Source organism: Nocardioides sp. CCNWLW239 (genome assembly GCF_037137035.1).
Classification (GTDB): domain Bacteria; phylum Actinomycetota; class Actinomycetes; order Propionibacteriales; family Nocardioidaceae; genus Nocardioides.
The window spans coordinates 62,378-76,558 of sequence record NZ_JBBBNW010000001.1 but is presented as its reverse complement, the minus strand read 5'-3'; the positions used below and the strand labels follow the sequence as shown (position 1 = coordinate 76,558).

At 69.5% G+C, this 14,181-nt stretch carries 15 protein-coding genes and 1 tRNA gene; 8 read left to right on the top strand and 8 right to left on the bottom strand.

Annotated elements, in window-relative coordinates; translation table 11 throughout:
* Positions 1–26 precede the first annotated feature (26 nt).
* Both WBG06_RS00365 and WBG06_RS00360 read left to right on the top strand, forming a co-directional pair.
* Entirely contained in the window at positions 27–821 is a 795-nt protein-coding gene (locus WBG06_RS00365; RefSeq protein WP_336733993.1) for an alpha/beta fold hydrolase, read from the top strand.
* Between the two features lie 105 nt (positions 822–926).
* Positions 927–1,241 (top strand): hypothetical protein, encoded by a 315-nt coding sequence (locus WBG06_RS00360; protein ID WP_336733991.1) that lies wholly within the window; start codon positions 927–929, stop codon positions 1,239–1,241.
* On the opposite strand, the gene WBG06_RS00355 is transcribed toward WBG06_RS00360, so the two are convergent.
* The 3 genes from WBG06_RS00355 to WBG06_RS00345 form a co-directional block, all read right to left on the bottom strand.
* Positions 1,230–2,528: a cation:proton antiporter gene (locus WBG06_RS00355; protein WP_336733989.1), complete on the bottom strand. Its 1,299-nt coding sequence runs from the start codon at positions 2,526–2,528 to the stop codon at positions 1,230–1,232. The two genes, WBG06_RS00360 and WBG06_RS00355, sit on opposite strands and share 12 nt — an antisense overlap.
* 113 nt (positions 2,529–2,641) lie before the next feature.
* On the bottom strand, positions 2,642–2,956 hold the full coding sequence (locus WBG06_RS00350) for a DUF202 domain-containing protein (protein ID WP_336733987.1): 315 nt from the start codon (positions 2,954–2,956) through the stop codon (positions 2,642–2,644).
* Positions 2,953–3,306, bottom strand: coding sequence for a YidH family protein (locus WBG06_RS00345; protein WP_336733985.1), 354 nt, complete (start codon positions 3,304–3,306; stop codon positions 2,953–2,955). The genes WBG06_RS00350 and WBG06_RS00345 overlap by 4 nt, the downstream gene beginning before the upstream one ends.
* Before the next feature lie 150 nt (positions 3,307–3,456).
* Here WBG06_RS00345 and WBG06_RS00340 point away from each other — a divergent pair, with 150 nt between their 5' ends.
* The 5 genes from WBG06_RS00340 to WBG06_RS00320 all read left to right on the top strand — a co-directional run bounded on the left by WBG06_RS00340 (position 3,457) and on the right by WBG06_RS00320 (position 9,608).
* Positions 3,457–4,854: a mycothione reductase gene (locus WBG06_RS00340; protein WP_336733984.1), complete on the top strand. Its 1,398-nt coding sequence runs from the start codon at positions 3,457–3,459 to the stop codon at positions 4,852–4,854.
* 339 nt (positions 4,855–5,193) lie between these two features.
* Entirely contained in the window at positions 5,194–6,048 is an 855-nt protein-coding gene (locus WBG06_RS00335; protein WP_336733982.1) for a MaoC/PaaZ C-terminal domain-containing protein, read from the top strand.
* A gap of 96 nt (positions 6,049–6,144) precedes the next feature.
* Entirely contained in the window at positions 6,145–6,906 is a 762-nt protein-coding gene (locus tag WBG06_RS00330) for an SDR family NAD(P)-dependent oxidoreductase (protein WP_336733980.1), read from the top strand.
* Positions 6,907–7,069: 163 nt separating this feature from the next.
* A complete protein-coding gene (locus tag WBG06_RS00325) occupies positions 7,070–8,698 on the top strand; it encodes a class I adenylate-forming enzyme family protein (protein WP_336733978.1) in 1,629 nt (542 codons plus the stop codon).
* 190 nt (positions 8,699–8,888) lie between these two features.
* Complete coding sequence (locus WBG06_RS00320) at positions 8,889–9,608, top strand: sulfite exporter TauE/SafE family protein (protein WP_336733976.1); 720 nt, start codon at positions 8,889–8,891, stop codon at positions 9,606–9,608.
* A 26-nt stretch (positions 9,609–9,634) separates the two neighbouring features.
* On the opposite strand, the gene galT is transcribed toward WBG06_RS00320, so the two are convergent.
* Positions 9,635–10,738: a galactose-1-phosphate uridylyltransferase gene (galT, locus tag WBG06_RS00315; protein WP_336733974.1), complete on the bottom strand. Its 1,104-nt coding sequence runs from the start codon at positions 10,736–10,738 to the stop codon at positions 9,635–9,637.
* 86 nt (positions 10,739–10,824) lie between these two features.
* Between galT and WBG06_RS00310 the strand changes: the two genes are divergently transcribed.
* Positions 10,825–11,628, top strand: coding sequence for a DeoR/GlpR family DNA-binding transcription regulator (locus WBG06_RS00310; RefSeq protein ID WP_336733973.1), 804 nt, complete (start codon positions 10,825–10,827; stop codon positions 11,626–11,628).
* Between the two features lie 69 nt (positions 11,629–11,697).
* Here WBG06_RS00310 and WBG06_RS00305 read toward each other — a convergent pair whose 3' ends face one another.
* The 4 genes from WBG06_RS00305 to WBG06_RS00290 all read right to left on the bottom strand — a co-directional run bounded on the left by WBG06_RS00305 (position 11,698) and on the right by WBG06_RS00290 (position 14,101).
* Positions 11,698–12,369 (bottom strand): TetR/AcrR family transcriptional regulator, encoded by a 672-nt coding sequence (locus WBG06_RS00305; protein WP_336733971.1) that lies wholly within the window; start codon positions 12,367–12,369, stop codon positions 11,698–11,700.
* A gap of 115 nt (positions 12,370–12,484) precedes the next feature.
* A complete protein-coding gene (locus WBG06_RS00300; RefSeq protein ID WP_336733969.1) occupies positions 12,485–12,820 on the bottom strand; it encodes a DMT family transporter in 336 nt (111 codons plus the stop codon).
* 296 nt (positions 12,821–13,116) lie between these two features.
* Positions 13,117–13,202, bottom strand: a tRNA-Leu gene (locus WBG06_RS00295).
* Between the two features lie 113 nt (positions 13,203–13,315).
* Complete coding sequence (locus WBG06_RS00290; RefSeq protein ID WP_336733967.1) at positions 13,316–14,101, bottom strand: SDR family NAD(P)-dependent oxidoreductase; 786 nt, start codon at positions 14,099–14,101, stop codon at positions 13,316–13,318.
* Positions 14,102–14,181: the final 80 nt, after the last annotated feature.

Genomic DNA, 14,181 nt, shown 5'->3' with positions numbered 1-14,181 from the left:
AGAGCGAGCGCTGCATAATTAGCTTTGTGGAGCGCTCGTTTCAGAAATCGGTGTCGACCGGTGCCAACTGGGTCACTGTTGATGTGTACGGAGAGGGGGACCGGCCTGGGCTGCTCGTGGTGCCGGGTGTCATGAGCGATGCCCGCGGATGGCGTCATGTGGCCCGAGCCACGACCGCCTGGCCATCGGTCACAGTCGTCAACCGGCGCGGGCGGACTCCCTCGGGCCCGCTCGGAGACGACTACTCGATTCGGACCGAGGTCGACGACCTGACCTCCGTGCTCGAGCAGATCGGTGAACCCGCGGCGCTCTTCGGCTGGAGCTACGGGGGTCTCATCGCTCTCCTGCTCGCTTCCGAGCGCCCGGTCGAGCACGTGATCGCGTACGAACCCGTTGCGCCTGGTTTCGGCGGCCATGCGTTGCCATCCCTGCAGGAGGCCCATGAGCGCGGCGACTGGGATCGCAGCGTCGAGATCGTGAACCGGCAGATCTCGGGATTCTCGGCGGAGCATGTCGAGGTCCTCCGGTCCAACAGCGATGGGTGGGTGACGCTGCGCCAGCTCAGCGAACCGCTCTATGCCGAGCTCCTGGCACTCTCGCTGGCCGAGATCCCAGGATCGTTGGCATCACGAGCAGGCCTGGTCGACCTGATCATCGGCGAGGACAACGTCGACATGGCGCCGTACGGCACCTCGTTCGAGCAGATCAGGGCTCGATTGCTGCGGACCGAGGTCCATCGTCTGCCCGGGCAGGGACACCTCGCCCACGTCGAGGCACCTGAGGCGCTCGGCCGGATGCTCAACACCCTGGCCCGATCGTGATGAGGCATGGCTGGCGAGCCGCATAGCTCCTGGGCGATAGGCTGTGGAGGAGGTTCGAGACCGACGGTCCGGGCATGGCGGGGATCGGTCAGGGGAGTGGTGGACATGGTGGCGAGTCGTTCGGCGAGGGAGCGGAAGGCCGCTGTCGAGGCCGGTCCGCTGGCGAAGGTGAAGATCGACGTCGGGGCCGACGATCAGTTCGTCTACAAGGTGAGCTGCACGGTCTGCACGGTGAAGGGCGATCGTCCCTGGTCCGCCTACCGCGCGGGCGAGGACAACGGCTACATGGCCGCGATGGACCGCTGGATCTTCCACCTCAAGGAGAAGCACCCGGACGCCGAGGCACCGTGCCTGGCCTACCTGCCGGCCGCCCAGCAGCGCCTGCACGAGCGCCGGGAAGCGCTCGAGTCACGCGGCTGATCGAGGCTTGCCCCGCCGCGCGGAGTCGATGTGCGCCATCACCGGGGTGGCGAGCACTCCGTGGATCAGCACCGAGGCGACGACCGTGAAGGCGACGGTCGACCACAGCCAGTCCTGGGCCAGCGACTGATCCTCGCCCGCGGCGTAGGCGAGGTAGTAGATGGATCCGACACCTCGCACGCCGAAGAACGCGGTGGCCCATCGTTCACGCTGGCTGAGAGCAGCCGACCCGTCGCCACCCGGCCAGGGGACGAGCGCCACGACACCGGCCAACGGACGCACGACCAGGATCAGCGCCAGCCCGATGGCGACGCCGCGCCAGTCGAGCGCTTCGAGCAGCCCGCGGGTGAGCGCGATGCCGAGGACGAGCAGCACGAACAGGGTCAGCATGCGCTCGAGCCGCTCGGCCACCTCGTGCATGGCCGCGTGGTAGTCGTGCGACCGCTCGGCCGAACGGAAGGAGATCGCGCAGACGAAGACGGACAGGAAGCCGTAGCCCCCGAGGACCTCGCCGACACCGTACGACGCGATCAGCGCCGCCAGCGCGAGCAGCGACTCGCCCCGCTCCGCGACCCGCAGCGAGCGGTTGCTGGACCGGAAGGCGACGTACGCGAGCAGCTTCCCGACGACGACGCCGGCCAGAACGCCGATCACGACCTTGGCCACCAGGTAGAAGCCCACCCACTCCAGGGCCCAGCCCGAGACCGCGCCTTCGGTGGCGAGCAGGATCGCGGCGTACACGAACGGGAAGGCCAGGCCGTCGTTCAGCCCCGCCTCTGAGGTGAGCGCGAAGCGGAGCTCGTCGCGCTCGTCGACCTCGTGGTCGCCGGTCTGTGGTCCGGCCACCTGTACGTCGGAGGCCAGCACCGGATCGGTGGGCGCGAGCGCCGCGCCCAGCAGCAGTGCGACGGCCGGCGCGAGCCCGGCGACCCAACCGAGGGCTGCGACGGCGGCGATGGTGAGCGGCATCCCGATCGCCAGCAGCCGCCAGGTCGACGACCATTGCCGCCAGCTCCGCCGGCTGCGCACCTCGAGCGGACGGTCGAGCGCCAGCCCCACCCCCATCAGTGCCACGATGACGACCAGCTCGGTGGTGTGCTCGATCGCGGCTCGGTTGTCCTGCGGGTCCAGCGGCAGGCCGTCGGGGAGCGGGGTGAGCCCGATCAGCATGCCGATGCCGACCAGCACCATCGGAGCCGAGATCGCCCACCGGTCGAGCAGATCGGGGAGCACGATGGCCAGCAGCAGACTGGCGCCGGCGACCACGTAGGCGAGGTCGGCGGTCATGACTACCTTGCCCCCGATCGTCGCGTTGAAGGGTGCGCTGGACGGTCTTCCCCGTCCAGGTTACGCACCGTTCGCGTCGGACCCGTCCGAGGTGGGGGTCCCGCGGCGTGGTCTCAGCGTGAGATCGCCAGCAGCTCGGTCGCCGCGATCAGAGCCGTGGCGAGAGCGAGCGCTGCCGGTGCCCGGCCGCTGCGGGAGCGGGGGCGCAAGCGGGTGCCGGCGTCGTGGGCGTAGCGCCGGCTGCTCTCCCAGAGGACCCATCCGCCGAGCACGAAGGCCGCGGCGAGCGGGGCCGCACCCCACAGGCCGAGGTCGCCCCAGGTGAGCCTCGCCATGACGGCCGATCCTGCGACCAGGGACAGTGCAGTACGTTGCCAGGCCAGGGCGGTGCGCTCGTTGGAGATGCCGATGTCACCGCGAGGGTTCACAGCCCGACCGCCACCAGCACGATCGCGGTGACCGCCAGGGCCGCCGTGAACAGCGCGCCGACGCCGAAGGCCGGGAGCGGGCGCCGCTTGCGCATCGCGTGCTCGGCGAGGGCCCAGCGGATCCATGCCGCGACCGCGGAGACGAGGCCGAGCACCACCAGCAGCACGGAGAGCCCGTGCTGCAGCCCGCTCGACATGTCCAGGTCGACCACGTCGACAGCGACGCCGGCCGCCAGCAACGCCAGCGCCGTGCGGATCCACGCCAGGAAGGTGCGCTCGTTCGCGAAGCTGAACCGGTAGTCCGGCTCTTCGCCCTGTTCGTACACCCATGCGGGCCAGCGATGTCTCATACCAGCATTCTCTCGCTCGCCGTTGCGAGGCCGGACACGGCCCTCTCGATCGAGGTGCGCCGGATACGACGGGACCGCCGTGTCGGTCTACCAGCCGGTAATGGACAAGAATGTCCCGTCGTATCGGGCGGTCTCGGAGGGGGAGGCAGTATGCGGAAGTTCGATGTGATCATCATCGGCACGGGATCGGGGAACTCGATCCTCGACCACCGGTTCGCCGACCGGCAGGTCGCACTGGTGGAGCGCGGCCGGTTCGGGGGGACCTGCCTGAACGTGGGGTGCATCCCGACCAAGATGCTGGTCTACACCGCCGACGTCGCGGCGACCCCCGCGGCCGCAGGGAAGCTCGGGGTCGACGAGACGCTGGAGGGCGTGCGATGGGCCGAGATCCGGGACCGGATCTTCGCCGACCGGATCGACCCCATCGCTGCTGGCGGACGCGACTACCGCATCAGTCACGATGACAACCGCAACGTCACCGTCTTCGAGGGCGATGCGGTGTTCACCGGCGACAAGCAGCTCACCATCACCCCGAACGACGGCGGTGAGCCCGAGTCGATCACCGCCGACGAGATCGTGCTCGCCGCCGGCGGCCGCCCGGCCGTGCCCGAGATCGATGGTCTCGACGAGGTGCCCTTCCACACCAGCGACACCGTGATGCGGCTGGAGGAGCTGCCGGCGTCGATGACGATCCTCGGCAGCGGGTTCGTGGCCGCGGAGTTCGCCCACGTGTTCAGCTCGCTCGGGGTCGCCGTCACCGTCGTGGCGCGCTCGGGCGCTCTGCTGCGGGCCGAGGACACCGACATCTCACGCCGGTTCACCGAGCTCGCCGGGCAGCGTTGGGACGTACGTCTGAACACCAAGACGCTCCGGGCCGAGCAGCACGGGCGCCTCACACGTCTCGTCGTCGAGGGACCGCAGGGTGCGGGCGTGATCGACAACGAGGTCCTGCTCGTCGCGACCGGTCGCCGTCCGAACACCGATCAGCTGGCCGTCGCCGAGACCGGGCTGGAGGTCGCGGCGAGCGGCCACCTCGTCGTCGACGCCTACCAACGCACCAACGTCGCCGGGATCTGGGCGCTCGGGGACATCTGCTCGCCCTGGGAGCTCAAGCACGTCGCCAACCACGAGCAGCGGATGGTGCAGCACAACCTGCTGCACCCCGACGACCTGATCCCCAGCGATCACCGGTACGTCCCGCACGCGGTGTTCAGCGCTCCACAGATCGCTGCCGTGGGGCTCACCGAGCGCGCCGCGGCCGAGCAGGGGCTCGACGTCGCGATCGCCGTGCAGGACTACGCCGACATCGCCTACGGCTGGGCGATGGAGGACACCACCGGGTTCGCCAAGCTGATCGCCGACCGGCGTACGGGGCTGTTGGTCGGCGCCCACATCATCGGACCGCAGGCCTCGACCCTGATCCAGCCGCTCATCCAGGCGATGAGCTTCGGGCTCGACGTGGCCAGCATGGCCCGCGGGCAGTACTGGATCCACCCGTCGCTGCCCGAGCTGGTCGAGAACGCGTTGTTGAAGCTGGACGTCCGGTAGGCGGGAGATCAGGCTGGGCTGTCCGTGGGCGATGTCTAGCATGCGAAAGCATCCATCAGCCCTATTCAGCTCAGACCCGCTAGGGGAGATCCTTGGACACGGAGTCCTACGTCCTGGACGTCATCGACATCGTCGAGGAGACCTGGCCGTCTGTCTCGAGCCGGTCGGCGCCGGTGACGATAGGTACGTCGGGTGCGATCCGCGACCCGCGGTCCCGCTCACCGGGTGGCGAGGGCCCGGTGAGCGGGACCGCCGCCCGCTCGCGGCCACGCGTCCCAGCAGGATGCGGTCCAGACGCACCGGACCGCGGTCCGGTGACCCGCGAGCGAAAGGAACTCAATGACCTCCCAGTCAGCAGCCGTTCAGCAGCGGGCAGGGTCGCCCGTGGGCGCCCTGCCCGGCCCCGGGGCGCCCGCCGGAGACTGGCTCGGGGTGACGGTCGGCGAACGGACGGTCTCCTGGACCGATCGCGACCCGATCCTCTTCGCGCTCGCCGTCGGTGCGCGGCCCGAGGAGCTCGACCTGGTCTTCGAGGAGCGGCTGCGGGTGCTCCCCGGCTTCGCCCTCACGCTCGCCCAGTGGGCACCGGACGTGCTCGGCTCGGCCGGCGCCTGGGACACGAGCACGGCGCTGCACGGCGCCCAGGCGCTGACCGTCCTGAAACCGCTTCCTCCCAGCGGTGAGATCACGATGGCGGCGCGGGTGACCGGTGTCTGGGACAAGGGCTCGGCAGCGGTGTACGACCTCGCCGTCGAGAGCGACCACTTCGTCGCGACCTGGTCGCTGTTCGCACCCGGCCGCGGTGGGTTCGGTGGCGACCGTGGCCCTGGCCGCGCCGCCGCCCCGGACCAGGAGCCGGCCTGGAGCGTCGAGCTCCCTACGGCCGACAACGCGGCGTTGCTCTACCGGCTGCTCGGCGACCGTCACCACATCCACGTCGACCCCGCCGCGGCAACGGCGATCGACCAGCCGCGGCCGATCCTGCACGGCCTGGCCACCCTGTCGGCCGCCGCGCTCGTCGCTGCGCGCGCCAACGACGTCCACCCGGCCGATCTGACCCGGCTCGAGGGCCGCTTCGCCTCGGCCGTCTTTCCGGGCGAGTCCCTGGTCGCACGCGGATGGGCAGACGGCGCACTCGAGGTCGTCACCGAGCGAGGACCGGCCATCACCGCGGGGCGTGCGCTCTTCGGCTGATCCCGCTGAGCAGGAGCGCACCCGGCCGAAGCGCCGCGCCGCCCACCATCATGTCGGCGGGATCGCGCCGTGCGGTCCGTGGACGAGGAGGGTGAGATGGGTTCGCTGACGGGACAGGTCGCGCTGGTGACCGGAGCCGGCCAAGGAGTCGGGCAGGGCATCGCGCTGGCCCTGGCGACGGAGGGTGCCGACGTGGCGGTGGTCGGCCGTACGGCCGCCAAGCTGGAGACGACCTGCGAGCTGCTCCGCGAACGCGGCGTGCGCGCCGAGCCGTTCGTCTGCGACATCGTCGAGACCGCGACCATCCCGGCCACCGTGGCCGACGTCGTCGCGACGATGGGAGGGGTCGACATCCTCGTGAACAACGCCTACACCGGCGCCTTCGGCCCGCTGCTCAGCATCGAGGACGAGGCGGTGGAGCGCAGCTTCGCCTCGGGGCCGTTCGCGACGCTGGCCTTCATGAAGGCCTGCCACCCGCACTTCGTCGCCCGCGGCGGCGGGCACATCGTCAACCTGGTCACCTCCGCGATGGTGCGCTGGGACCCGACGACCTACGGCGTCTACGCCGCTGCCAAGCAGGCGGTTCGGGCCCTCACCCGCACCGCGGCGGTCGAGTGGGCCGCGGACGACATCCGGGCCAACAGCATCGCCCCGCACGCGTTGTCACCGGGCCTGAAGCGGTGGACCGAGCAGAACCCCGAGGAAGCCGAGGAGTTCGTCGCCGCCATCCCGATGGGCCGGATCGGGGACTGCGAGCAGGACATCGGTCGCGCCGTCGTGGCGCTGGTGGGCAGCGACCTGCGCTACCTCACCGGCGCCACGATCCCGCTCGACGGCGGCCAGGCGTTCTTCGGCTGAGCGCGGGGCCCGGGCGGACGCCACCGAGACGGCCCGCCTCGATGACCGAGATCCGGACTCGTGGCGCCTTCGTCCGTGCCAACCTTCCACTCGGTAGGAGCGGTGAACCTCACGAGGTCGCCGCGGGGCAGACGCAGATCGAAGGACGAGAGGAACAGAGAGCATGATCACCCGTGACGAGGCCGTTGCCCGACTGACTGCGCCCGGAGAACCACTGGAGATCCGGACGGAGGACGTCCTCGGCGAGAAGCTCCCGGTCTACGCGAACCGCCAGCGGTCCCTGCGCGAGCTCCTGGAGAGCTCGCGGGCCCACGGCGACCGGGAGTATCTGGTGACCACCCGGCGACGAGTCGGCTTCACCGAGCACTACGACGAGGTCGCCGCCCTGGCTCGGGTGCTGCGCGAGGAGCACGGTATCGGCAAGGGCGACCGGGTCGGGCTGTGCGCGGCCAACTGCCCGGAGTGGATCGTCGGGTTCTGGGCAGCGGTGTCGCTCGGGGCCATCGCGGTCGGGATGAACTCGATGTGGGCCCGGCGCGAGCTCGAGCACGGCATCGAGCTCACCGACCCGAAGGTGCTGATCGTCGACGCGCCCCGGGCACGGCTCGCCGAGGGCCTGGGCGTGCCCATGCTGACGGTCGAGGAGGACCTGCCCCGGATCGCCGCTGAGCACGCGGGCACGCCCCTGCCCGAGCTGGTGGAGGAGATCACCGAGGACGACCCCGCGGTGGTCCTGTTCACCAGCGGAACCACGGGCCGCGCCAAGGGCGCCACCCACTCCCACCGCAACGTGATCGCCGCGGTCTGGTTCCACCTCCTCAACGACGCCGTCGCCGCGGAGATGGGGATGCCCCAGGCAGACCGACGGTTCCTGCTCGTCTCGCCCCTCTTCCACATCGCCTCGTTGCACAACCTGGCCGTCGTCCGACTCGTCGTCGGCGACACCGCCGTCTTGCACACGGGCAAATTCGACATCGAGCAGGTCCTGGGACTCATCGAACAGGAGCGCGTCACCAATTGGGGAGCCATGCCGACGATGCTCACCCGCATCGTCGAGCTCGGCGACCGGCTGGCCGAGTTCGATCTCTCGTCTCTGCGTAGCATCTCGGTCAACAGCGCTCCGTCGTCTCCTGGCCTCAAGGAGGCGCTGCGGTCGGCGCTCCCGGTCGCCGGCAGGTCGCTCGGCACCACGTACGGGCTCACCGAGTCCTGCACAGCCGCCACCCTCGCCTCTGCGGCCGAACTGGCCGCGGACCCGTCGACGGTCGGCCGCGCCGTACCGACCGTGCAGGTCGAGATCCGCGACGCCGCCGGCGATCCCGTTCCCGACGGAACCGAGGGTGAGGTCCACCTCCGAGGTGCCCAGGTGATGCTGGGCTACTGGGGCGACCCCGAGGCGACGGCGGCGGCCAAGGCGCCGCACGGTTGGCTGCGTACCGGCGACCTCGGTGCTATCGAGGGCGGTCGGCTCCGCATCGCCAGCCGCCGCACCGACCTGATCCTGCGCGGTGGTGAGAACGTCTACCCCGCCGAGGTGGAGCACCGGATCATTGCCCACCCGGCTGTCCGCGAGTGCATCGTCATAGGAGTCCCCGATGCGGACTACGGTCAGGCTGTTGCCGCTGTGGTGGTGTTGCGCCCGGACCAGCACGCCTCCGAGGACGAGCTGCGCGAGCACACCGCCGACGGCCTGGCGGGCTACAAGGTGCCAACTCGATGGCATCTGACCCGCGAAGAGCTCCCACGGAACGCGACAGGCAAGGTCAACCGCCGCGACGTCAGGCTCGGCTGACGCCGTGCTGTGCGCTCGGAGGCTTCGGGCGGGCCGGGTTCGCGACGCAGCGCTGTTCGATAACGTCGAGGTCGTGCTGACCCCCACCCTGTGCATGCGAACGCTTGAGATCTTGTCGTTGGCTGGTCAACTCGAACTAGCTGACCCACGGTTGCGGCGCGCGCCGAACGCCGGCTGATCCGGTCTCGCGTTGGTCGAGCTACTCACTCTCACCGGGGTCGCGCTCCTGGTGTTCGTCGTCGCCGCACTCGTCCAGGCGGTGACGGGTTTCGGGTCCGTCCTCGCCGCCGTGCCCGGCCTTCTTCTGGTCACCGACCCGGCGCGCGCCGTCGTCACAGCGACGCTGGTCAGCCTGATCCTCACCGCAGGCATCGCGCTGCGTGAGCGTGCCTATGTGGACCGGCGAGACAGCCTGGTGCTCACCCTGACCGGGATCATCGGGATGCCGATCGGGCTCGTGCTGCTCGCGATCGCCGATGAGACCACGCTCTCGGCCGGGATCGCCGTGGTGATGGTGGTCCTGGTCCTGCTGATGGCCGCCAAGCCTCGGGTCGGACGCCGCGGTATGCCGGTGGCCGGCATCGTGAGCGGCGGGCTGCTGACGTCGACCGGGATGAACGGTCCGCCGTTGGTGATGGTGCTCATCGACCGTGAGCCGAGGCACTATCGAGCAACTCTGCAGGCGGTGTTCGCAGGTCAGGACCTTGTCGCCGTCGTCGCGTTCCTCGTGCTCGGCCACATCGATGCCGAGGTGTTGCTGCTCGCCGTCGGCGGCATCGCCGGGCTGCCCGTCGGATGGCGGGTCGGGGACGCGCTCTTCCACCGGGTGCCGCCGGCCCGGCTGCGACCGCTCGTGATCGGCACGCTCCTCATCTCAGCGGTCGCGGTCCTGATCGACGCCGTCCTCTGACCTGATCGACCATCCCGCTGCGGGCGTCACACCGGGTTCTCGCGGTCCGCGCGTGCGATCGCCTCGCGGAGCTGCTCGGCCTGGGTCTCGGGCTGGATGTCGCCGACCCAGGCGCCCATGGCGGCCTCGCTGCCGGCGGAGTACTTGAGCTTGTCAGGCCCGCGGCGGGGGCTGGTGAGCTGGAGGGAGAGCCGCGCGCTGTCCCGGTGGGAGTGCACCGGTGCCTGGTGCCAGGCGGCGATGTAGGGCGTCGGGTCGGGGTAGAGGTGGTCGATCCCGCGCAGCAGGCGCAGATAGAGGACCGCGAGCTCGTCACGCTGGGAGGTGGTGGTCTCCGCGAAGTCTGCGACGTGCTCGTGGGGGAGCATGTGCACCTCGATCGGCCATCGGGCCGCGAACGGCACGTACGCCGTCCAGTGCTCGCCCCGGAGCAGCACCCGCTCGCCCGAGCGCTCGTTGTCCAGGATGTCGGCGAACAGGCCCGGCCCGTAGTCGTCGATCGACGCGAGCAGCCGCTGCGTGCGTGGGGTGACGTAGGGGTAGGCGTAGATCTGGCCGTGCGGGTGGTGCAGGGTGACGCCGATGGCCTCGCCGCGGTTCTCGAACGGGAAGACCTGAGCGACGCCGGGCAGCGCGGAGAGAGCGGCGGTGCGGTCGGCCCAGGCCTCGATGATGGTGCGGGCGCGCGAGCGGCTTACCGATCCGAAAGCGCCCTGCCCTTGCGGGCTGAACGCGACGACCTCGCAACGACCGACCGACGGGGCGGTCCGGTTCAGGGCGATGCCGTCCAGCGGAGCGATCGCGTCGCCGGAGGGCCCGAAGGACGGCGACCTGTTCTCGAAGACCGCGACGTCGTAGTTCGAGGGGATCTCCGAGGGGTTGGTCGGGCTCTGCGGGGCGAGGGGGTCCAGGTCAGCAGGTGGGAGCAGCACCCGGTTCTGGCGGGCGGTGGCCACCGAGATCCAGTCGCCGGTCAGCACGTCCTGTCGCATGGTGGCGGTCTGAGGCCGGGGCGGGAGCGTACGCAGGTCGGGGGCGCGCTCCGGCGGTAGCGTCGTGTCAGCGTCGTCGAAGTAGATGAGCTCGCGGCCGTCGGCCAGCGTGTGGACGTGCTTGGCGATCCGTGTCACGGTTCTTGACGCTAAGTGGTTTTCTTTGTGAAAGCAATCTGGCTTTCGGATTGACAACCGTTTGCGTGCTGGCACATCCTCCTGTCATGAGCGCCGATGCCGACAACCTCTCGACCGAGGAGCGTCGAGCACGGATGCTCGCGATCATCGAGACCCATGGGTTCGCGAGGGTCGCCGACCTGAGTCCCGCGTTCGGTGTCTCGACGGTCACGGTGAGGGCTGACCTCGACGCCTTGGAGGTCGGTGGCTCGGTGAGACGCGTACGCGGCGGGGCGATGCCCGCGGGAGCGGCCGGCCTCGCCGAGCGGCCGTTCGAGGAGACCCAGGTCGACGCGGCGCCGCAGAAGGCCAGGATCGCGAGCGCGGCCGCGGAGCTGGTCGAGCCCGGGATGAGCGTCCTGCTCGACGTCGGCACCACCACGGCGGCGGTGGCGCGCGAGCTCGTCCGCCGTGAGGACCTTCGCGACGTGACCATCGTGACCAACGGACTCTCGATCGCGCTCGCCCTCGAGCCTGCGATCCCGCGGATCCAGGTCGTGGTGACCGGAGGCACGCTCCGGCCGCTTCAGCATTCCCTGGTCGCGCCTCTCGGGGACCTGCTGCTCAGCAAGGTCCACGCCGACCTGGCGTTGATCGGCTGCAACGGGGTCGACGCCGCTGCGGGCATCACCAACGTCAACCTTCCCGAGGCCGAGGTCAAGCGGTCCATGGTCTCGGCTGCGGCCAGGGTGGTCGTCCTGGCCGACGGCTCGAAGATCGGCCGAGCCTCCCTGGGCCACGTCGCCTCCGCCGAGGAGATCGACGTCGTGGTCACCGACGTCGGCGCGCCGGCCTCAGCCCGGCACGAGCTCGAGTCGCTCGACGACGGCCCTCGCCTGCTCATCGTCTGAGCAGGTCTCGGGAACGGGGCGACGACGGCGAGTGCCTGGACGAGCTGTTCGAGCGCGCGCTCACCTGGGTCACGGGTTGCGGTCGATGTCGATGTCCACGCGGGCTTGGTCGATGACGTCCTCGGGGATACCGCAGAGGCGGAGACAGGCCGAGGCGATCGAGCGAGTCCGGGAGGAGTCCACGGACCCGGCGGCTCGGAGGCCGGTCATGGTGTCTGCGATCTGGACCAGCAGCTCCCCGAGGGCGTGCACGTCGGTGGTGTCGGCGACTCGCTGCGGCGCGGCACGGATACCGAGCTGGCCGTAGGTGAGGACGAGCTCGTCTCGGAGATCACGGAACTGCTCGAAGACCGGAGACGCGACGACGTCGGGCAGCCGATAGAGAATGCCGACGTTCTGCGGCATGGCGGCCAGAGCGCTCACATCGCTCGCCGCCAAGAGATACAGGCCGGCAGCGGGTGAGAGGCCGTCGACCTCGGTCGCGATCTTGGCGGCCCTCTCGACCCGCAGTTGGACCGAACGGCGCAGCAGCACGACGAGTATCTGCTCCTTGCTGTCGAAGTGGTAATAGATCGACGCCTGACGCATCCCGGCGAGCTCACCGATCTCGCGGGTGGTCGTGCCGGCGTAGCTCTGGTTCACGAAGAGCTCGGCTGCAGAAGCGAGGATGTGTTCTCGTGGATTCGTCACATGCGGTCCGGGCTGCCGTCGGGGACGGCCGCGACTCGGACGCGGCGACATGTGGGACACCGTGCGATCGCTCTTTTCTGTCACGTTGATAGATGAAGTGAGGTGGTACGTGCCTCAGGTGAGCTCTGGCGAGCCGCGTGGCTGACCACGAGCTGCGGCATCGAGGTCAGTCGGTGATCTTCAACCCGACGATGCAGCCGACGAGGCCGACCAGAAGGAGCACACGCACAGCGCTGATCGGCTCCTGGCCCGACATCGCCGAGTAGGCGATGGTCAACGCCACGCCGATGCCCACCCAGACCGCGTACGCAGTGCCGACTGGAAGCGTCTGCACCGCATATCCCAGGCCTGCCATGCTGCCGACCAGCGCCACGAGGAACACCAGGGATGGCATGGGCCGTTGGAAACCCTCGGTTCGACTCAGAGCATTTGCCCAGACCGCCTCGAGAACACCGGAAGCGACAAGAATCAGCCAGGGCAATGCGACCGCCTTTTCTATCATCTGATAGGCACGATGAGGGGGCGTAAGTTTCGCACGTGTTACAGAAGAGTCAAGCCCTTCGGACCGTTTCGCGGGCGTTCTCCCGTTGCGCCGCCTTTGCTGTCGAGAGTCATCGGCACGCCGTGATTGCGTCGATCCGCATCGCGTCGATACGCGGACGCGGTCTGTGGCTGACTGATCACTGAGGAACAACGCGACAGCGGGTCTGTGTGCCGGTCTGCTCGGTTGGCCTGCCAGGCGATCCTGAGGTCTCGTGAAATGCGAGAAACCCCAGGTTTCCCTGGGGTTTCTCTCTGTGCGCGAGGGGGGACTTGAACCCCCACCCACTAATACGTGGACTAGCACCTCAAGCTAGCGCGTCTGCCTATTCCGCCACCCGCGCGCAACAGGAAGAACATTATCAGGACCCCGTCCTGGTGCCGAATCGGGATGCCCTTCAGTGCACTCTCGCAGGTCGGGCGGGGGAAGGGAGTGTGCGGGCGGCGGTGAGGGCGCTCAGAAGTGGGTGCCGCCGTCGATCCGGATCTCGGTTCCGGTGATGAACTTGCCGTCGTCGCTGGCAAGCATCGCGACGACGCCGGCGACGGTCTCGGGGCCGGCGAAACCCTGCCCCAGGGCGGGCATGAGCTTCATGAACAGACTCATGTCGGCGTCCTCGGGGAGGCCGGGACCCTGGCTCTGCTTGCTGGCGCCGGAGCCGTCGGTCATCCCGGAGGAGATGGAACCGGGCTGGACGGCGGTGAAGCGGATGCCGTGCTTGGCGTACTCGGCTGCCAGGGCGTGGGTCATGGACTGTACGCCGCCCTTGCTCGCCGCGTACGCAGCCATGTAGGGGTGAGCGAACATCGCCGAGGTCGAGCTGAAGTTCACGACAGCGGCGCTGTTGCCCTGCAGGAGGGCGGGGATGGTCTCGCGGATCATCAGGAACGTCCCGACCAGGTTGATGCGCAGCACCTGCTCGAAGTCTCCGAGCGTGGTCTGGTCGGTGCGGGAGGAGCGCAGGATCCCGGCGGCGTTGACGAGGGCGTCGAGCCCACCCAGCCAGGCCACGGCGTCGGCGACAGCGGTCTTGACGGAGTCCTCGTCAGCGATGTTCACGACGACGGTGTGCAGGCGCTCGGCGTCGTCGCCGGCCTTCGTGACGGTGTCGGCGAGCCCTGCCTCCGACACATCGGCGGCCACGACGCGGCCGCCCTCGGCGAGCATGCGCAGGACGGTGGCCTGGCCGATGCCCGATCCGCCGCCGGTGACGAGTGCGCGGCGACCCTCATAACGATTCATTGCTTCCAGCCTTTCGTAGGTGCTCGACGTGTCGAGCACAGTATGCCTATCTGGCACATCGTGCCATCTAGGCCAACAGT